Raw genomic sequence first — 17,838 nt, 5'->3', positions numbered from 1 at the left:
CGAAAACGCTATTCACGGTTGTCGGCGGCGTGCGGCACGATGAGGGCATGGCACCCACCCAGCACGAGCACCCCGGCGAGCACGCGGCACAGGACCCGATCAAGCTGCTCGCCGTCCGAGAGACGCCGCTCTCCGTCGACGAGATCTTCCGGGCCGTCGGCGACGACGCCGCGGGCGGCACCGCGCTCTTCGTGGGGACCGTGCGCAACCACGACGGCGGGGCCGACGTGGACAAGCTGGGCTACTCCTGCCACCCGACCGCCGAGGCGGAGATGCGGCGCGTCGCCGAGAAGGTCGTCGCCGAGTACCCCGTGCGCGCCCTGGCGGCCGTGCACCGAGTCGGCGACCTGACCGTGGGCGATCTCGCGGTCGTCGTCGCCGTGTCCTGCCCGCACCGCGGAGAGGCCTTTGAGGCCTGCCGCAAGCTGATCGACGACCTGAAGCACGAAGTGCCGATCTGGAAGCACCAGACGTTCTCGGACGGGACGGAGGAGTGGGTGGGAGCCTGCTGAGGCTCCAGTTGCGTAACCGCCCCCCTGCGGCGAGCGTTGGGACTGCGGATGGTTAATCTGCTGATACGTCGGTGGCAGTCGCTCATGGGGTCGGGAGGTCGGCATGGCAGCGCTCCTGTGGTTGCTCATTCCGGTTGTCGCTGCGGTGGCCGCGGGGTTCTGGGGCATCTGGGCCGGCCGCCAGCGCCACAAGACCGGTGACGTCACCGAACTCAGTGGCTACGCGCGCTTCCGCGAGGCGATGGAGAAGTCGCACCAGGGCACCTGACGGACCCGGCCCCACAGGTGCGCCGACAGCGTCGTCCCGTACTGTCGTTCCATGCCACGCCGCACTGCGACGATGCTCGCCTCGACCCTGATTCTGATCGCGCTCTTGTGCGCGGGGGTACTCATCAAAGTGCCCTACGCGGAGATGTCGCCGGGACCGACGGTGAACACGCTCGCGGACCACGGCGGCGAACCCGTCATCCAGATCAACGGCCACAAGACGTACGAGGCGTCGGGCCACCTGAACATGACGACGGTCCGGGTCACCAGCGCCGACTACAACATGAACCTCGTGTCGGCCGTCTACGGGTGGCTCGCGCACGACAGCATCGTGGTGCCGCACGAGACGCTCTACCCGGACGGCCAGACCGAACAGCAGTCCTCGCAGCAGAACGCCGAGGAGTTCAGCCAGTCCCAGGAGAGCGCCAAGGTGGCGGCGCTGCACGAGATGGGCATCCCCGTGAAGTCCTGGGTGATCGTCTCCAGCGTCGTCAAGGACAGCCCGGCCCAGGGCAGGCTGCACGCCGGTGACGTCATCAAGTCCGTCGACGGCACCAAGGTCACCAAGCCCGCCGATGTCGCCAAGCTCGTCACCAAGCACAAGCCGGGTGAGAACGTCGTCTTCACGGTCGTGCCCGTCAAGGAGGCGGCCGCCGCCGAGAAGGCCGGCAAGACGGCGACGCGCACGGAGAACGTGACGATCAAGACGAAGAAGGCCGAGGACGACCGAGCGATCGTCGGCATCCAGGCGGGGACCGACCACACCTTCCCGTTCGAGATCGACATCAAGCTCGCCGACGTGGGCGGCCCGAGCGCGGGCCTGATGTTCTCCCTCGGCATCGTCGACAAGCTCTCCCCGGACGACCTGACCGGCGGCAAGTTCGTCGCGGGCACCGGCACGATCGACGAGGACGGCAAGGTCGGCCCGATCGGCGGCATCGGCATGAAGACCGTCGGCGCGCGCGACAAGGGCGCCCAGTACTTCCTGACGCCGAAGGACAACTGCGCCACCGCGGCCAAGGACACCCCGGACGGGCTGACGCTGGTCAAGGTGAACACCCTGGACGACGCGATGGACGCCCTGAAGGACATCCGCAGCGGCAACACGGCGGACCTGCCCACGTGCACGGCCAAGGGCTGAGCGAGCGCAAACACCGCACTACGTAGAGGGGCGCCACCGGAACCGACCGGTGGCGCCCCTCTACGTAGCCGAGGAAAAGCTCACTCGGCGAACGTCACCGACAGGGCCTCCGCGAGCCCCGGTACGAGGTTCGAGCCCGTGAGGACCTCCGTCGTCGCGTCCTTCTCGCGCAGCCGCAGCGCCGAGTCGCGGGTGCCGTCGCGCAGCACACCGACCGTCATGCGGACCTCCTGGCGGTCCGGGTGCTCGGAGACCCACTTCGTGAGCTTCTTGCCGCTCAGGCCCTCCGGGACGGACGCCTCCGCGGACGGCGGCAGCATCAGACGCTCGACCGTCAGTGCGCAGCCCACGACGGCGTCGGGCCACGCGATGGTGCCGAGGAACTCGTCCAGCGGCTTTCCGGCAGGGATCTCGTCCTGCTCGATCGGGGTGAGGCCGGGGGCCTCCTGTTCGCCCTCGAGCCCGAGCTGGGCGGCGAGAGCGGGTTCCTGGGCGCGCAGCGCGGCGGTGTCGACGAGGGCGAAGAGGCGAGCGGGCTGGTCCCAGCCAAGCCCGGCGGCGTACTCGTCGATCTCGAGTACGGCTCGGGTGAGGGGGCTCGCTGCCATGGGAGTGTTGGACATGGTCACAATCCTGCCTCGTTCGTCGCCCGAACCGGGAACTGAGTAAAGCGTGAGTAAGTTGCATAGGTGATGGGTCCGCGATCTCGGGGGCCCGACCGACCGACCGAATACCGAACTTCGAGGTGCACACCTTGGCTTTCCAGATGCCGGACCGCGGCGGGGGCCCAACGGGACCGCGGATCAGAGTCGGCCGACCCTCCCGGCGTGCCCGGACGCTGTTGTTGACGCTGGGCGTCCTGGCCGTGCTCGGCATGGCTTTCGTCATGTTCGCCGGATTCTGGACCGACTGGCTCTGGTACCGCTCGGTCAAGTTTTCGTCCGTCTTTACGACTCAACTGTGGACGAAGATCGGGCTCTTCTTCGTCTTCGGACTCCTGATGGCGCTCGCCGTCGGCGTGAACGTGTGGCTGGCGCACCGGCTGCGCCCGCCGCTGAGCGCCATGTCGATGGAGCAGCAGAGCCTCGATCGGTACCGGATGGGCATCGCGCCCTTCAAGCGATGGCTGCTCGTCGGCGTCACCGCCCTTGTGGGCCTGATCGCGGGAGCATCGGCCGCCAGCCAGTGGCGTACCTGGCTGATGTTCGTGAACGGCGTGCCGTTCAACCAGAAGGACCCGCAGTTCCACATGGACGTGTCCTTCTACGCGTTCGATCTGCCCTGGTACCGCTTCCTGCTCGGCTTCGGGTTCGCGGCGGCCGTCATCGGCCTGGTCGCCGCGGCGCTGACGCACTACCTGTACGGCGGCCTGCGGATCACCAGCCCGGGCGCGCGCGCCACGGCCGCGGCGACGGGGCACCTCTCCGTCCTGCTGGGCGTGTTCGTGGCCCTGAAGGCGGTCGCGTACTGGCTCGACCGGTACGGGCTCGCGGTGAAGCAGAGCGACTTCAAGGCGACGGACAACTGGACGGGTCTCAGGTACGTCGACGCGAACGCGTATCTGCCGGCGAAGACGATCCTGTTCTGCATCGCCGTCATCTGCGCGATCCTCTTCTTCGCGACCCTGTGGCGGCGCACCTGGCAGCTGCCGGTCATCGGCTTCGGCCTGATGGTGCTCTCGGCGATCCTGATCGGCGGCCTGTACCCGGCCATCGTCCAGAAGTTCCAGGTCCAGCCGAACGAGCAGTCCAAGGAAGCCCCGTACATCACGAAGAACATCGAGGCGACCCGTAAGGCGTACGGCATCGACAATGCCAAGCCGGTGGACTACAAGGGCAAGGGTTCGGACGACGCCAAGAAGCAGCGGACCGAGTCCGACTCGGCGGCCAGCTACCGGCTGAACGACCCGAACATCGTCTCGCCGACCTTCCAGCAGCTCGAGCAGCAGCGGAAGTACTACCAGTTCCCGACGACGCTGGACGTGGACCGCTACAAGGGCCAGGACACCGTCGTGGGTCTGCGCGAGCTCAACCTGAGCAAGCTCGACAAGCGCAACTGGATCAACGACCACTTCGTCTACACGCACGGCTACGGAGCCGTGACGGCGAAGGGCACGGCGACCTCCGGTGGCGCCCCGCAGTTCACCGAGTCGGGCCTGCCGACCACCGGCGACCTCGGCGACTACAACCAGCGCATCTACTACGGCGAGAAGACCTCGCAGTACTCGATCGTCGGTGGGCCGCAGAAGGAGCTGGACTACGAGCAGGACGACGGCACCCAGAAGACGACCAGCTACAAGGGCAAGGGCGGCGTCAATCTGGCGAACCCGCTCAACCGCGCCGCGTACGCCGTCGCCTTCAGTGAGCCGCAGATCCTCTACTCGGGAGCCATCGGTGAGGGCTCGCGGATCCTCTACAACCGCACTCCCAAGGAGCGCGTCGAGGCCGTCGCGCCGTGGCTGACGATCGACGGAGACCCGTATCCGACGGTCGTGAACGGCAAGATCAAGTGGGTCATCGACGCCTACACGACGTCGAACGGCTATCCCTACGCGTCCCGTACGACGCTGGGCGACAGCACCGCCGACTCGCTCAACGAGGCGGACAGCCAGCGTGCCGTGGTGGCCCAGCAGAACCAGGTCAACTACATCCGCAACTCGGTGAAGGCGACCGTCGACGCGGGCACGGGCGAGGTCAAGCTCTACACCTGGGACGACAAGGACCCGGTCCTGAAGACCTGGAAGAAGGCCTTCCCGGGCACGGTCGAGCCGAAGAGCGCGATCCCGGCCTCCTTGAAGGAGCACCTGCGCTACCCGCAGGACATGTTCAAGGTCCAGCGTGAGCTGCTCAGCCTCTACCACGTGACGAACTCGAACCAGTTCTACAACGCGTCCGACGCCTGGCAGGTGCCGAACGACCCGACCAAGAAGGACAACAGCGCGGTTCCGCCGTACTACCTGTCCATGAAGATGCCGGGTCAGACCAGCCAGCAGTTCTCGCTGACGACGACGTTCACACCGAGCGGCAGGCCCAACCTGAGAGCGTTCATGGCGGTCGACGCCGACGCGACCAGTAAGGACTACGGCGCCATAAGGCTCCTCAGAGTCACCGAGGACAAGGTCGCGGGACCCGAGCAGGTGCAGAACACGCTCAACTCCTCGAACACCGTGGCCAACTGGGTGCGCGACATGAAGGGTGCCGACTCGACGGTCCTGTACGGCAATCTGCTGACGGTGCCGCTCGACAAGGGCTTCCTCTACGTGGAGCCGATCTACGCCCAGGGCCGCAATGCCGAGTACCCACTCATGCGCAAGGTCGCGGTCTCGTACGGCAACAAGATCGGGTTCGCCGACTCGCTGCCCGAGGCGCTCAACCAGGCCTTCGACGTGAAGGGGGACACGCCTTCCGAACCGGAGAAGCCCGGCAGCGCCCAGCCGCCGGAGAACTCGACGGTGAAGGAGGCGCTGGCCGACGCGGACAAGGCGTTCAAGGACGGCCAGAAGGCCCTGAAGGACAACGACTGGACCGCCTACGGCGAGGCCCAGGACGCGTTGCAGGACGCCCTTCAGCGCGCCGAGGACGCCCAGACCAAGGCGGACAAGGCGGCAGGGGACAACAAGAACGACAAGAGCAGCGACAAGGAGGCGGCCGGCGGCTGACTGGTCAAGTGACCCCTCCGCGCCGTGGTACGGTTTGAACACAACGGCGCGGGGTGGAGCAGCTCGGTAGCTCGCTGGGCTCATAACCCAGAGGTCGCAGGTTCAAATCCTGTCCCCGCTACTGAAGATCGAAGGCTCGGAAGCTAAGGCTTCCGGGCCTTCGGTGCGTCGGGGCCCCTCTCGTCATGAGCCCCTGGCATGTGCGAAGCATGTGCGAACGATGCTCCCCTCGGGGGGAGTTCAGAGATCTGTGTTTCACTTGTCTCCCTGTGGGCATGTCGACAAAACGCTGAAGTGACCTCACTGGCTGCGGTATACGAGGTGTACCCAGGTTGCAGGTGGTGCGACGATGGACGTTATGGGGGACAAGGCAACTCTGTTGGAGACAGGGCGGTTTGTGCAGCCGACCGATCGGGACGAACCCGGCGAGGCTGCGGAAGAAGCACGCCAGCGGCTGGCCGCGGAGGCCGGCGACGTCGAGGCGATGAGCGTCCTCGGCGCCATGCTGCTGCGCCGCGGAGATCTCGACGGAGCCGAGCCCCTTCTTCGTGCTGCCACCGGCGCCGGTGACCGGGCCGCGGCCAACAACCTCGGAGTCCTGCTCCACACGCGCGGCTACGCGGACGAGGCCGCGGGCTGGTGGCGGGTCGCGGCCGTCGCGGGCTCCGCGCCTGCCGCGCACGCCCTGGGCCGGCACTTCCGCGAGCGCGGCGACGAGCCCGCCGCCGAGTACTGGCTGCGCCAGGCCGCCGAGCACGGCCACACCCTGGGCGCGTACGCCCTCGCCGATCTTCTGGAGCACCGCAGCGACGTCGGGGCCGAGCGCTGGATGCGGGTCGCCGCGGAGCGCGGGCACCGTGAGGCCGCGTACCGGCTCGCTCGCGCGCTCGACCGGAAAGGCGGCACCGATGTGCTCGTCTCCGGGGACGGCGGCAACCCGGCGGAAGAGGCCGAGCAGTGGTACCGGCAGGCCTCCGCGCGCGGGCACCGGCGGGCCGCGCTGCACCTCGGTTCGATCCTGGAGAAGCGCGGCGAGTTGAAGGAGGCCGGGCGCTGGTACCTGACGTCCGCCAAGGACGGTGAGGCGCGCGCCGCGTGCGCCCTCGCGTTCCTGCTGCGCGACGCGGGCGACGAGGAGAGCGCCGCCGTGTGGTGGCTGCGGGCCGCCCAGGACGGAGACGGCAACGCGGCGAACGCGCTGGGCGCCCTGCACGCCGAGCGCGGCGAGACGCAGACCGCCGAGCGCTGGTACCGCGCGGCCATGGACGCGGGCGACAACAACGGCGCGTACAACCTCGGGCTGCTCTGCGCCGAACAGCAGCGCACCGCGCAGGCCGAGGGCTGGTACCGCCGTGCCGCCTACGCGGGTCACCGCGAGGCGGCCAACGCGCTGGCGGTGCTGCTCCTCCAGAACGGGGACGCGGTCGGCGCCGAGCCCTGGTTCTCCAAGGCGGCGGAGGCCGGCAGCGTCGACGCGGCGTTCAACCTGGGGATCCTCTACGCGAGTCGGGACGACGAGGCGGCGGCGCTCCAGTGGTACGAGCGGGCCGCGGCCGGTGGGCACACCGAGGCCGCGTTGCAGGCCGGGATCGCGCGGCAGCGCGAGGGCGACGAGCAGGCCGCCGAGCGGCACCTGCGGTGTGCGGCCGGTGGCGGCAGCGGGGAGGCCGCGTACCGGCTCGCCTCGCTGCTCGACGTGCGGCGGCCGCCGGCGGTGCGGCACGAGCTGGGGGAGCCGGTCACCGAGAAGAGCGAGTGCGAGGAGTGGTACGAGCGGGCCGCCGAGCACGGGCACCGGCGGGCGCAGGTACGGGTCGGGATGCTGGCCGCCGCGCGCGGCGATGTGGTCGAGGCGGCGCGGTGGTACCGCGAGGCCGCGGAGGCCGGGTCGCGCAACGGGGCGTTCAACCTCGGGCTGCTGCTCGCCCGGGAGGGCAGTGAGCCGGAGGCTGCGCTGTGGTGGACGCGGGCGGCCGATGCGGGGCATGGGCGGGCGGCGTTGCGGCTCGCGCTGCTGTGTGCGCGGCGCGGTGATCTCGCCGAGGGGCAGAAGTGGGCGTCGCGGGCGGTCGAGCTCGGTCCTGCGGAGGTTGCGGAGCGGGCGGGGCGGTTGCGGGATGCGTTGCGGCAGGAGCTGTCGGCGTAGCGCTGCGCTTGGGGGTTCGGCTGGGGCGGGGTTCGGGCCTGAGGTGTGTGCGGCCGGTATCGGTGTTTTCCGGCTGCGACGGGGTGGCGGCCGGGCGTGAGCGTGGCCTGTACCGGTGTTTCCGGCTGCGCCGGGGCGAGGCTCGATGCTGTCGTTGCGCGGCACCGGGCGCCGCCTTGCCCACCCTGCCGCCCAAGGCGGCAGATTGCCCAAGGCGGGGGTGCGGTCGACCGTGGCGGGTGGCGAGCGGTGCCCGAGACGGGTTGCCCGAGGCGGGGGTGCGGCCGACCGTGGCGGGTGGGCAGCCATTCCCGTGGCGGGCTGCTTGTGGCGGGGTAGAGCCCCGTGGGGCCGACGCCCCCGGAGGGGGCGGGTGGGTGGGGTGTGGCGTGGGGTGCGCCCGGGCGGCCGGGGGGCTGTGCCCAGCGTGCCGGGGCACCCGTCACCCGTCATCGGTCGCACGCCGCCCGCCGCTGGCCACCTGTCGCCCGCCCCGCCTCCTCCCGCCACCGGCCCCCCGCGGAGCGGTTTGCGCTGGTCGGGGGTGTCGCGTAAGGTTGTGAACACAACGGCGCGGGGTGGAGCAGCTCGGTAGCTCGCTGGGCTCATAACCCAGAGGTCGCAGGTTCAAATCCTGTCCCCGCTACTCAAGGTCTGAGGCCCGGAACCAGTAATGGTTCCGGGCCTCAGGCGTGTTCACGGCTTGTGGCCGACCGCCTCCTCGTACAGCTTCCTGTTCACCGTCTTCGACTCGGGCAGCGGATCTCCCTCGGAGACGCCCGCCGCTTTGTACGCGGCTTGCAGCCTGTCCGTCGTGCCGGATCGGATCTCCCAGTCCATCCGCAGCGAGGGCGTCTCCTCCAGGACCTTCTTGTCCGTCTTCAGGAGGCGGGCCAGCTCGGCCACGAAGGCGGGGTCCTTCTTGTAGTCGTCCGGGAAGTACGTGTTCACCGTGCGGATGTACGCGCGCAGCAGCGCGACGCCCGCGTCCGGGTCCTTGGTGAGGAGGTTCGGGCCGAACAGCATGCCGCCGAGGGGCTCGCCCTGCGGCTGACCGCCGAGGAACGCGAAGCGCTTGTCGCCGTCGACCTTGCGCCAGATCGGGTCGAGGAGCCAGGCCGAGTCGACGCCGCCGTTCTGGAGGCCGGTCAGCACGTCCGCCGAGCCGAGCTGCTGGAACTGGATCTTGTCGAGCCCTCCGCCGTGCTTCTTCAGGGCGATGTTCATTGGGTACGAGGCGACCGAGCCCTTGCCGATCAGCGTGCCCATCTTCTTGCCCGCCATCCGGACCTGGGACGCGCTCTGCCCCTTCTTGAGGCGCACCCACAGGCCGCTCTTGGACTTGGGGTCGGGGGAGAAGTTGCCGGACACCCACTTGATGTCGAAGCCGCCGAGGATGCCGTTCATGACCGCGGCCTCCGGGGCGGCCCACTGGGCGTCGATGTCGCCCTTGGCGAGGAGGGGGAGGGCGTCGGGCGTGGGGAGGACCTTCAGCTTCACATCGAGGCCCTCCTTCTTGAACTCGCCCTTCTTGACGGCCATTTCGAGCGGGGCCACGTACTCGGCGCTCAGCGTGCCCGTCGCGATCGTCAGCTTGCGGGGCTTGGCCAGCTTCTGCGGCGCGGGCGCGCCCTTGTCGCAGCGGGCCGGTTCGCGGTCGGGGGAGCGGTCCCCCGGATCCGTCCAGGAGCCCTTGCCGCAGCCGTCCACCGCCTTGATCGTGCGGGGTTTGGCCGCGGCGGCGTCCGACGGCGTGTCGTTCTTCGCGCAGGACGCCGTGCCGAGCAGCAGGGCGCCGACCGCGAGCAGGGTCGTACCCGCGTATGACGTACGTACGTGTCTGGTGCGCATGGAGCCTCCGTACAAGAAGTCGAGAGGGAGTCAGGACTGGCCGCGGCCGCGGTCGCGCGGGGCCCAGGGGGTGAGGAACCGGCCCGCCAGGCGCACCAGTTCGGAGAAGAGGACACCCAGGGCGGCGACGCAGACGATGCCGACGAACATCACGTCGTTCTGGAAGAGGGCGCGGGCGTCGAAGATCAGGTGGCCCAGGCCGTCGTTCGCCGCGATCTGCTCCGAGGCGACGATGACCAGGACCGCGACGCCCGCCGCGATGCGCGCGCCGACCAGGACGGCGGGGAGCGAGGCGGGGAGCAGGACGTGGCGGAACATCTGCCACGGTGAGGCGCCGAAGACCTGGCCGGCGTCCCGGTGGCCGGTGGGGACGGAGATGACCGCCGCCATCGTCGAGATCCACACGAAGAAGAAGACCGTCGCCGCGACGAGCGCGATCTGCGGGCCCTCGCCCAGGCCGAACATGTTCAGGAAGATCGGGAGCAGGGCGAGCTTCGGGACCACGTAGAGGGCGTCGAGGAGGGGTTCGAGTGCCGCGCGGACCAGGGAGATCGAGCCCATGAGGAGGCCGAGGAGATAGCCCGACACCGTGCCGATGACGTAGCCGGCGAGGACCCGCTTCAGGGTGGCCCAGACGTCCGGCCACAGTTCGCCGTCGGCCGCGCGCTGCCAGCCGTCGGCGAGGATCGTGGACGGGGCCGGGTAGATCCGCTCGTCGATCCAGGACTGGGAGGCGGCGAGCTGCCAGAGCAGGATCAGGACGACCGGGACCGCGATCGCGAGGGAGAGTTCGAGGGCGCGGCGCCTGCGCCGGGCGCGGGTGGGGTGGAGCTCCTCGGGGCCCGGGGCGCGGACCAGCAGATCGTCGGTGGCCTTGGTCGGGGTGAGCGCGCTCATGCCGGGACCGCCTCCTGGTGCACCTCGCCGCGCAGGAGGTCCCACAGCTCGCCCTTCAGCGACGTGAATGCGGGGGTGTCGCGGATCTCGCCGGTGCGCGGGCGCTCGAACGGCGGCCTGCGCTCGGCGATCACCCGTCCGGGGCGGGCCGACATCACCAGGACCCGGTCGCCGAGGACGATCGCCTCCTCCAGGCTGTGCGTGATGAACAGCGTGGTGGTCCGCGTCGTCTGCGTGAGCGCCAGCAGCTCGTCCTGGAGGATCGTGCGGAGCTGGGCGTCGAGGGCGGCGAAGGGCTCGTCCATGAGGAGGATCTCCGGCTCGACCGCCAGTGCCCGCGCGATGGCGACGCGCTGGCGCATGCCGCCGGAGAGGGCGGACGGGTAGGCGTCGGCGAAGTCGGCGAGGCCCATCCTGGCGAGCCAGTCGCGGGCGCGGGCGTTCGCCTCCTTGCGCGGGACCTTCTGGATGTCGAGGCCGAAGCGGACGTTGGCCAGGACGGTCTTCCAGTCGTAGATCCCGTAGTCCTGGAAGATCATCGCCGCCGGGCGGGGGCTCGTCGTACGGATCTCCAGGGTGCCGCCGGAGGGGCGGGTGAGGCCCGCGGCGATGCGGAGCAGGGTGGACTTCCCGCAGCCCGAGGGGCCGACCACGCAGACGAACTCGCCGGGGGCGAGCGTCAGGTCGAGCGGTCCGAGGGCGTGCGTGCTGCCGAACGTCCTGGTGAGTGCGCGGGCTTGGAGCTTGGGATGCATGGGCCCTCCGGGGTGCGGCGGATTCTCGTGGGCGACCGCGAGAATATGACGACCCGTCAGATTGCGGAAGGGGGTGCGTGGTCGGCTCATGCAACGCGAAAGGCCCGCACCGTGCGGTGCGGGCCTTTCGGAGTGTGTGGAGTGCTGGGGAGCGCTACACCTTCGCGGCGCAGTTCGGGCACAGTCCTCGGTACGTGACCTCGACGTCCGAGATCGTGAAGCCGAAGCGCTCGTCCGACGGCAGGGCCGTCAGCGGATTGCCCGTCGGGTGGACGTCGCGGATCTGGCCGCACAGGTCGCAGACCAGGTGCTGGTGCGGGCGGTGCGCGTTCGGGTCGTAGCGCTTCGCGCGCTTGTCCGTCGCGACCTCGATCACCTCGCCGAGCGAGACCATCTCGCCCAGCGTGTTGTAAACGGTGGCCCGCGAGATCTCCGGCAGCTTCGCGGCCGCGCGCGAGTGCACCTCGTCGGCCGTGAGGTGTACGTGGTCCCCGTCGAGAACCTCGGCCACGACGCGCCGCTGTGCGGTCATCCGCCAGCCGCGTCCGCGCAGCCGTTCCAACAGGTCACTCATAAGGACCAGCCTAACAGTCAGGGGACCTTGGCCCCGATTGGATGTGACTTTGGAGCTTTCCTTGACTTAGACATTGTCCATTGTAGGATCAGGCTTGGCTATAGCCAAGCGACAGGACGACTCGGGAAGGGCACCCAATGTCCGAGAATCAAGAATTTGTGACGGACCCCAACGCGGAGGCGGGCGGTTGTCCGGTCGCGCACGGCCGAGCGGCGCACCCCACGCAGGGTGGCGGCAACCGGCAGTGGTGGCCCGAGAGCCTCAATCTCAAGATCCTTGCGAAGAACCCGGCCGTGGCGAACCCGCTGGGTGAGGAGTTCGACTACGCCGAGGCGTTCAACTCCCTGGACCTCGCGTCCGTGAAGCGCGACATCGCCGAGGTCCTGACCACCTCCAAGGACTGGTGGCCCGCCGACTTCGGGCACTACGGCCCGCTGATGATCCGGATGGCCTGGCACTCCGCCGGTACGTACCGGATCAGCGACGGCCGCGGTGGCGCGGGCGCGGGTCAGCAGCGCTTCGCCCCGCTCAACAGCTGGCCGGACAACGGCAACCTGGACAAGGCCCGCCGCCTGCTGTGGCCCGTGAAGAAGAAGTACGGCCAGAGCATCTCCTGGGCCGACCTTCTGATCCTCACCGGCAACGTCGCCCTGGAGACCATGGGCTTCGAGACCTTCGGCTTCGCCGGTGGCCGCGAGGACGTGTGGGAGCCGGACGAGGACGTCTACTGGGGCCCCGAGCAGGTCTGGCTCGACGACAAGCGCTACACGGGCGACCGTGACCTCGAGGACCCGCTCGGCGCCGTCCAGATGGGCCTCATCTACGTCAACCCGGAGGGCCCGAACGGGAACCCGGACCCGATCGCCGCGGCCCGCGACATCCGTGAGACGTTCCGCCGCATGGCGATGAACGACGAGGAGACCGTCGCCCTCATCGCCGGTGGCCACACCTTCGGCAAGACGCACGGCGCGGGTGACGCGGACCTGGTCGGCGCCGAGCCCGAGGGCGCGCCGATGGAGCAGATGGGCCTCGGCTGGAAGTCCGGCTACGGCAAGGGCAAGGGCCGCGACGCCATCACCTCCGGCCTCGAGGTCACCTGGACCGAGACGCCCACCCAGTGGAGCAACTACTTCTTCAAGAACCTCTTCGAGTACGAGTACGAGCTCACGCAGTCCCCGGCCGGCGCCAACCAGTGGGTGGCGAAGAACGCCGAGGCGATCATCCCGGACCCCGAGGACCCCTCGGTCAAGCGGCTGCCGACGATGCTCACCACGGACCTCTCGCTGAAGTTCGACCCGATCTACGAGCCGATCTCGCGGCGCTTCTACGAGAACCCCGAGGAATTCGCCGACGCGTTCGCCCGCGCCTGGTACAAGCTGACGCACCGTGACCTGGGTCCGGTCGTCCGCTACCTCGGCCCGGAGGTCCCCTCCGAGGTGCTGCTGTGGCAGGACCCGCTGCCGGAGCGCGAGGGCGAGCTCATCGACGCCGCCGACATCGCGGAGCTCAAGCAGCAGATCCTCGCCTCGGACCTCACGATCCCGCAGCTGGTCTCCGCGGCCTGGGCCTCGGCCTCCTCCTTCCGCGGCGGCGACAAGCGCGGCGGTGCCAACGGCGCCCGCATCCGCCTCGAGCCGCAGCGCGGCTGGGAGGTCAACGACCCGGAGAGCCTCGCGCAGGTGCTCCGCGTCCTGGAGGGCATCCAGGAGTCGTTCAACGCCAAGGGCGCCAAGAAGGTCTCCCTGGCCGACCTGATCGTGCTCGCGGGCACCGCGGCCGTCGAGCAGGCCGCCAAGGACGGCGGCGTCGAGGTCGAGGTCGCGTTCACGCCGGGGCGTGTCGACGCCACGCAGGAGCAGACGGACGTCGAGTCCTTCTCGGCCCTGGAGCCGAAGGCGGACGGCTTCCGCAACTACGTGGGCAAGGGCAACCGCCTCCCGGCGGAGTTCCTGCTCACCGACAAGGCGAACCTGCTGACCCTCAGCGCGCCCGAGATGACCGTCCTCGTCGGTGGTCTGCGCGTCATCGGGATCAACGCGGGCGGGTCGAAGCACGGCGTCCTGACCGACCGTCCGGGCGTCCTCAGCAACGACTTCTTCGTCAACATCACCGACATCGACACCCAGTGGAAGTCGACGACGAAGGCGCAGGACGAGTTCGAGGGCACGGACGCCTCGGGTCAGGTCAAGTGGACCGGCACCCGCGCCGACCTGGTCTTCGGCGCCAACTCCGAGCTGCGTGCGCTCGCCGAGGTGTACGCGAGCGACGACGCCAAGGAGAAGTTCGTGAAGGACTTCGCCGCGGCGTGGACCAAGGTCATGGACCTGGACCGGTTCGACGTGCGCTGATCGCGGACCGTTGAGTGAAGAGGGCCGGTTCCCTGCGGGGAGCCGGCCCTCTCTGTCGTGGGTCTACGGTCTACGCGGGGAGCGGGGCGGGCTGTCGCCGGGCCGGGGCCCAGCGGCGGATGATGTCGCGGACCGACACGATGCCGACCGGCTCCTGTCCGTCGAGCACGATGAGGTGCCGGAAGCCGCCGTGCGCCATCGCGGCGGCGGCCTCTTCCACGGTCCACGACGGGGCGGCGAAGACGACGTCCGTCGTGGTGTGGGCGCCGGCGGTCTCCAGGTCCGGATTCTGGTTCTGTCCCAGGGCGTTGAGGATGTCGCGCTCGGTCAGGATCCCGATGCCGCAGCCGTCCGGGTCGAGGACGACGGCGGCGCCGATGCGGCGCGCGGACATCAGTCGGGCCGCCTGGCGCAGGGTGTGGTTGGGGCCGATGGTGAGGACCATCGTGCTCATGGCGTCACGGACGAGCATGGATGGAGCCACCTTCCTGTGTGAGGCACTTGTGGGGCCGGTCCCGTGCGGTACGAGAAACGGTTCACAAGTTCACAAGTGGGGGGACTCTCAGAGTTGCAGGTAAAGGGAGTGTCAACAAGGGGGCGCGGGATGCGAGTTCAGGCGCGCGGGTGGCTCAACCCGAGGTGCGCGTGTGGCTCACCCCGCCTCGCGCCCGTCGCTCACACCGAAGCGCGCAGATAGCTCAGCAACTGGTCGTGCAGCAGGCCGTTCGAGGCCGCCGCGTTGCCGCTGTGCGGGCCCGGGCGCCCGTCGAGCCCGGTGTAGCTGCCGCCCGCCTCGGAGACGACGATCGACGGCGCCGCCATGTCCCACAGCGAGAGCTCCGGTTCGGCGCACATGTCGATCGAGCCCTCGGCGACCATCATGTAGGGCCAGAAGTCCCCGTAGCCGCGCGTGCGCCACACGGTGCGCGACAGGTCGAGGAAGCCGTCGAGCCTGCCCTGCTCCTCCCAGCCGGTCAACGAGGAGTACGCGAACGAGGCGTCCTCCAGGCGGCCCACGTTGGAGGCGTGGATGCGCGACGCGGAGGTCAGGCTGCGGCCCGTGTACGCGCCAGCTCTCTTCGCGGCCCACCAACGACGCTGGAGCGCGGGGGCGGAGACGACGCCGACGACCGGCTGGTAGCCGCCCTCGCCCGCCTCCATCAGGGAGATCAGCGTCGCCCAGACCGGGACGCCGCGCACATAGTTCTTGGTCCCGTCGATCGGGTCGATGACCCAGCGGCGCGGGCCCGTGCCCTGGATCCCGTACTCCTCGCCCAAGATCGCGTCCCGCGGCCTGGCCCGTTGCAGGTTGCCGCGGATCAACTCCTCGGCGGCCTTGTCCGCCTCGCTCACCGGAGTCATGTCCGGCTTGGTCTCCACCTTCAGGTCGAGCGCCTTGAACCGGTCCATCGTCGCGGCATCGGCGACGTCCGCGAGGACGTGGGCGAGCCGCAGATCATCTTGGTAGTCGGGCATGAGTGAACAGTATCGATCGTGGTACGCCGACTGCTACAGGGACCGATCCGACGGCGGGCCCGGGGTGCTCGGCGAGAGGCCTTGACACTGCGTACGGGCGCGTCAACTCTGGCCACACAGGCCTTGTGAAACCCGGCGAACCGGGGAGGCGACGATGCCGGCAGCGCGGGAATCCCTACTCGACGCGGCCTATACGGCGCTCGCGCGGCGACCGTGGGGCGGCGTGCGGATGGTCGACGTGGCGGCGGTCGCCGGGGTCTCCCGGCAGACCCTCTACAACGAGTTCGGCAGCAAGGAGGGGCTCGCGCGCGCCCTCGTGCGGCGGGAGGCCGACGCGTATCTCGCGGGCGTGGACCGGGCGTTGAAGGAGGGCGGGCTCGACTCCGTGGCCGAGTGGACCGTCGCCAGCGCGCGGCGCAATCCGCTCGTGCGGGCCGCGCTCACCGGCTGCTGGAGCGAGCGCCTGCCCTCGCCGACGCTGTCCGCCGTGCCGTCCTCCTCTTCGGTGCCCGCGCAGCGCAGAGCGGACGGGCCGCTGCCGGGTCCTGTCGACTTCGTGGCCGCCGTGCGGGACCGGAGCGTGGCCGCGCTCGGGGTGCCGGGGGCGGCGAAGAGCGAGGGGGAGGCGCTGGCGCGGGACTGCGAGGTGGCCGTGCGGCTCGCCCTGTCGTGCGTGCTGGCGCCGCCGGGTGAGGGCGGGGTCGCGCGGATGGTGCGCGAGGTCGTACGCCGGTAGGGACGCCCGTGGAGCGGACGGCGTCAGTGCGCGGAGCCCGACAGTTGCAGGCCGATCACGCCCGCGATCACCAGGCTGATCGAGACGAGCTTCAGGACCGAGACGACGTCGCCGAGGAAGACCATGCCGTAGATCGCCGTGCCGGCCGCGCCGATGCCCGTCCACACCGCGTAGGCCGGGCCGACGTCGAGCTTCTTCAGGGAGAGCGTGAGGAGGCCGAAGCTGCCGAGGGCGAACGCGGCGAACGCGACCGTCGGCCACAGCCGTGTGAAGCCGTGGGAGAGCTTCAGACAGACGGCGAACCCGGTCTCCAGGATCCCCGCGACGACGACCAGCAGCCACGCCATGTCCTTGTGCCTCCCGCGTTCCACTGATCTCTGAATGTCTGTGATCTTGCGTCCGGCTTGGTGCGATTATGCCCTTACCTGTGCGGCGCGGCAGCAAACAAGTGCGAGTTCAGTCGCCTTCCCGGCGCTCCCGTGTCGCGAGGAGCCGGCGCAGCGAGTACAGCCGGGCGGGATCCGCGTGCCCCTCCTCCACGTAGGCGTCCAGGGCGCAGTCCGGCTCGTCGTGGCTGCACGCGCGCGGGCAGTTCTCCGTGCCCGGCTCCAGGTCGGGGAAGGCGTGGATGACGCGCGAGGGGTCCACATGGTGCAGTCCGAACGACCGCACGCCGGGCGTGTCGATCACCCAGCCCGCGTCCCCCGACAACGGCAGGGCGAGGGCGGAGGTCGTGGTGTGCCGGCCGCGGCCCGTGACCGCGTTGACATGCCCCGTCGTACGCCGCTGGTCGTCCGGCACCAGCGCGTTGACCAGCGTCGTCTTGCCGACACCGGAGTGCCCGACGAACGCCGTGATCTTTCCGTCGAGCTGCTCGCGCACCCGCTCCACGGCCGTGCCGTCCTCCAGCTCCTCGCGGCTGGTGACGACGTACGGGATGTCGAGCGCGCCGTACAGCTCGAGCATCTTGTCCGGCGGGGCCAGGTCCGACTTCGTCAGGACGAGGAGCGGGGTGAGGCCGCCGTCGAACGCCGCCACCAGGCAGCGGTCGATCATGCGCGGGCGCGGCTCGGGGTCGGCGAGCGCGGTGACGATGGCCAGCTGGTCGGCATTGGCGACGACCACCCGCTCGTACGGGTCGTCGTCGTCCGCCGTGCGGCGCAGCAGGGAGCTGCGGCCCTCGATGCGGACGATGCGCGCGAGGGTGTCCTTCTTGCCGGACAGATCGCCGACGACGGAGACCCGGTCGCCCACGACCGCCGCCTTGCGGCCCAGCTCACGGGCCTTCATCGCGGTCACGGGGACGTCGTCAATGAGGACGGTGAGGCGGCCGCGGTCGACCGTGAGGACCATGCCCTCGGCCGCGTCCTCGTGCTTGGGACGGATGTTGCTCCGCGGCCGGTTGCCCTTGCGGTTCGGGCGCTGGCGGATGTCGTCCTCGTCGGTGTGCTTGCCGTAGCGGCGCATCGCGGTGTGC

Annotated in this window: 16 protein-coding genes and 2 tRNA genes; 9 read left to right on the top strand and 9 right to left on the bottom strand. The window is 69.8% G+C overall.

Annotated features, from left to right (window positions below; genetic code table 11):
- Positions 1-47 precede the first annotated feature (47 nt).
- From ACNYS0_RS15140 to ACNYS0_RS15130, 3 genes are all read left to right on the top strand, one after another.
- Positions 48-512, top strand: a complete 465-nt coding sequence (locus ACNYS0_RS15140; RefSeq protein WP_422474024.1) for a molybdenum cofactor biosynthesis protein MoaE — start codon at positions 48-50, stop codon at positions 510-512.
- A 103-nt stretch (positions 513-615) separates the two neighbouring features.
- Positions 616-780, top strand: coding sequence for a hypothetical protein (locus ACNYS0_RS15135; protein WP_266713872.1), 165 nt, complete (start codon positions 616-618; stop codon positions 778-780).
- 51 nt (positions 781-831) lie between these two features.
- Positions 832-1,920, top strand: coding sequence for a YlbL family protein (locus tag ACNYS0_RS15130; RefSeq protein ID WP_422474022.1), 1,089 nt, complete (start codon positions 832-834; stop codon positions 1,918-1,920).
- A gap of 80 nt (positions 1,921-2,000) precedes the next feature.
- Here the strand turns inward: ACNYS0_RS15130 and ACNYS0_RS15125 are convergent, their stop codons facing one another.
- Positions 2,001-2,543, bottom strand: coding sequence for a PPA1309 family protein (locus ACNYS0_RS15125; protein ID WP_385769244.1), 543 nt, complete (start codon positions 2,541-2,543; stop codon positions 2,001-2,003).
- A 143-nt stretch (positions 2,544-2,686) separates the two neighbouring features.
- Between ACNYS0_RS15125 and ACNYS0_RS15120 the strand changes: the two genes are divergently transcribed.
- The 4 genes from ACNYS0_RS15120 to ACNYS0_RS15105 all read left to right on the top strand — a co-directional run bounded on the left by ACNYS0_RS15120 (position 2,687) and on the right by ACNYS0_RS15105 (position 8,370).
- Positions 2,687-5,578, top strand: a complete 2,892-nt coding sequence (locus tag ACNYS0_RS15120) for a UPF0182 family membrane protein (RefSeq protein WP_422482653.1) — start codon at positions 2,687-2,689, stop codon at positions 5,576-5,578.
- 47 nt (positions 5,579-5,625) lie between these two features.
- A tRNA-Met gene (locus ACNYS0_RS15115) sits at positions 5,626-5,699 on the top strand.
- 228 nt (positions 5,700-5,927) lie between these two features.
- Positions 5,928-7,724: a tetratricopeptide repeat protein gene (locus ACNYS0_RS15110; protein ID WP_422474020.1), complete on the top strand. Its 1,797-nt coding sequence runs from the start codon at positions 5,928-5,930 to the stop codon at positions 7,722-7,724.
- A gap of 572 nt (positions 7,725-8,296) precedes the next feature.
- Positions 8,297-8,370 (top strand) — tRNA-Met (locus ACNYS0_RS15105).
- 50 nt (positions 8,371-8,420) lie between these two features.
- Here the strand turns inward: ACNYS0_RS15105 and ACNYS0_RS15100 are convergent.
- From ACNYS0_RS15100 to ACNYS0_RS15085, 4 genes are all read right to left on the bottom strand, one after another.
- Complete coding sequence (locus ACNYS0_RS15100; RefSeq protein WP_422474018.1) at positions 8,421-9,575, bottom strand: ABC transporter substrate-binding protein; 1,155 nt, start codon at positions 9,573-9,575, stop codon at positions 8,421-8,423.
- A gap of 30 nt (positions 9,576-9,605) precedes the next feature.
- A complete protein-coding gene (locus ACNYS0_RS15095; protein WP_422474016.1) occupies positions 9,606-10,472 on the bottom strand; it encodes an ABC transporter permease in 867 nt (288 codons plus the stop codon).
- Complete coding sequence (locus ACNYS0_RS15090) at positions 10,469-11,227, bottom strand: ABC transporter ATP-binding protein (RefSeq protein WP_422474014.1); 759 nt, start codon at positions 11,225-11,227, stop codon at positions 10,469-10,471. The genes ACNYS0_RS15095 and ACNYS0_RS15090 overlap by 4 nt, the downstream gene beginning before the upstream one ends.
- Positions 11,228-11,381: 154 nt before the next feature.
- Positions 11,382-11,801 carry a Fur family transcriptional regulator gene (locus tag ACNYS0_RS15085; RefSeq protein ID WP_422409613.1) on the bottom strand — a complete coding sequence of 140 codons (420 nt, stop codon included), beginning with the start codon at positions 11,799-11,801 and terminating at the stop codon, positions 11,382-11,384.
- A gap of 137 nt (positions 11,802-11,938) precedes the next feature.
- On the opposite strand from ACNYS0_RS15085, the gene katG reads away from it, so the two are divergent.
- Complete coding sequence (gene katG, locus ACNYS0_RS15080; RefSeq protein WP_422474012.1) at positions 11,939-14,149, top strand: catalase/peroxidase HPI; 2,211 nt, start codon at positions 11,939-11,941, stop codon at positions 14,147-14,149.
- Between the two features lie 70 nt (positions 14,150-14,219).
- On the opposite strand, the gene ACNYS0_RS15075 is transcribed toward katG, so the two are convergent.
- Both ACNYS0_RS15075 and hisN read right to left on the bottom strand, forming a co-directional pair.
- Positions 14,220-14,621, bottom strand: a complete 402-nt coding sequence (locus ACNYS0_RS15075; protein WP_422432123.1) for a CBS domain-containing protein — start codon at positions 14,619-14,621, stop codon at positions 14,220-14,222.
- A 203-nt stretch (positions 14,622-14,824) separates the two neighbouring features.
- Positions 14,825-15,625, bottom strand: a complete 801-nt coding sequence (gene hisN / locus ACNYS0_RS15070) for a histidinol-phosphatase (RefSeq protein ID WP_422474010.1) — start codon at positions 15,623-15,625, stop codon at positions 14,825-14,827.
- Between the two features lie 154 nt (positions 15,626-15,779).
- Here hisN and ACNYS0_RS15065 point away from each other — a divergent pair, with 154 nt between their 5' ends.
- Positions 15,780-16,361 (top strand): TetR/AcrR family transcriptional regulator, encoded by a 582-nt coding sequence (locus ACNYS0_RS15065; RefSeq protein WP_422474008.1) that lies wholly within the window; start codon positions 15,780-15,782, stop codon positions 16,359-16,361.
- A 23-nt stretch (positions 16,362-16,384) separates the two neighbouring features.
- On the opposite strand, the gene ACNYS0_RS15060 is transcribed toward ACNYS0_RS15065, so the two are convergent.
- Both ACNYS0_RS15060 and rsgA read right to left on the bottom strand, forming a co-directional pair.
- The gene (locus tag ACNYS0_RS15060) at positions 16,385-16,708 is read right to left on the bottom strand and encodes a DMT family transporter (RefSeq protein WP_326013912.1); all 324 of its coding nucleotides are present in this window, start codon (positions 16,706-16,708) and stop codon (positions 16,385-16,387) included.
- Between the two features lie 109 nt (positions 16,709-16,817).
- Positions 16,818-17,828, bottom strand: coding sequence for a ribosome small subunit-dependent GTPase A (gene rsgA, locus ACNYS0_RS15055; protein ID WP_422474006.1), 1,011 nt, complete (start codon positions 17,826-17,828; stop codon positions 16,818-16,820).
- Between the last annotated feature and the right edge of the window lie 10 nt (positions 17,829-17,838).

The sequence above is a fragment of the Streptomyces anthophorae genome, assembly GCF_049310305.1.
GTDB lineage: Bacteria > Actinomycetota > Actinomycetes > Streptomycetales > Streptomycetaceae > Streptomyces.
Note: the sequence above shows the minus strand (reverse complement) of the source record. Positions and strands in the feature narration are given on the sequence as shown.

Excerpts from the sequence above, each read along its gene's own strand:
- ACNYS0_RS15135 (WP_266713872.1), top strand. The coding sequence starts at position 616 with ATGGCAGCGCTCCTGTGGTTGCTCATTCCGGTTGTCGCTGCGGTGGCC.
- ACNYS0_RS15060 (WP_326013912.1), bottom strand. The coding sequence starts at position 16,708 with ATGGCGTGGCTGCTGGTCGTCGTCGCGGGGATCCTGGAGACCGGGTTC.
- ACNYS0_RS15075 (WP_422432123.1), bottom strand. The coding sequence starts at position 14,621 with ATGCTCGTCCGTGACGCCATGAGCACGATGGTCCTCACCATCGGCCCC.
- ACNYS0_RS15065 (WP_422474008.1), top strand. The coding sequence starts at position 15,780 with ATGCCGGCAGCGCGGGAATCCCTACTCGACGCGGCCTATACGGCGCTC.
- ACNYS0_RS15090 (WP_422474014.1), bottom strand. The coding sequence starts at position 11,227 with ATGCATCCCAAGCTCCAAGCCCGCGCACTCACCAGGACGTTCGGCAGC.
- ACNYS0_RS15095 (WP_422474016.1), bottom strand. The coding sequence starts at position 10,472 with ATGAGCGCGCTCACCCCGACCAAGGCCACCGACGATCTGCTGGTCCGC.
- ACNYS0_RS15140 (WP_422474024.1), top strand. The coding sequence starts at position 48 with ATGGCACCCACCCAGCACGAGCACCCCGGCGAGCACGCGGCACAGGAC.
- ACNYS0_RS15100 (WP_422474018.1), bottom strand. The coding sequence starts at position 9,575 with ATGCGCACCAGACACGTACGTACGTCATACGCGGGTACGACCCTGCTC.
- ACNYS0_RS15120 (WP_422482653.1), top strand. The coding sequence starts at position 2,687 with ATGCCGGACCGCGGCGGGGGCCCAACGGGACCGCGGATCAGAGTCGGC.
- ACNYS0_RS15110 (WP_422474020.1), top strand. The coding sequence starts at position 5,928 with ATGGACGTTATGGGGGACAAGGCAACTCTGTTGGAGACAGGGCGGTTT.
- katG (WP_422474012.1), top strand. The coding sequence starts at position 11,939 with ATGTCCGAGAATCAAGAATTTGTGACGGACCCCAACGCGGAGGCGGGC.
- ACNYS0_RS15085 (WP_422409613.1), bottom strand. The coding sequence starts at position 11,801 with ATGAGTGACCTGTTGGAACGGCTGCGCGGACGCGGCTGGCGGATGACC.
- rsgA (WP_422474006.1), bottom strand. The coding sequence starts at position 17,828 with ATGCGCCGCTACGGCAAGCACACCGACGAGGACGACATCCGCCAGCGC.
- ACNYS0_RS15125 (WP_385769244.1), bottom strand. The coding sequence starts at position 2,543 with ATGTCCAACACTCCCATGGCAGCGAGCCCCCTCACCCGAGCCGTACTC.
- ACNYS0_RS15130 (WP_422474022.1), top strand. The coding sequence starts at position 832 with ATGCCACGCCGCACTGCGACGATGCTCGCCTCGACCCTGATTCTGATC.
- hisN (WP_422474010.1), bottom strand. The coding sequence starts at position 15,625 with ATGCCCGACTACCAAGATGATCTGCGGCTCGCCCACGTCCTCGCGGAC.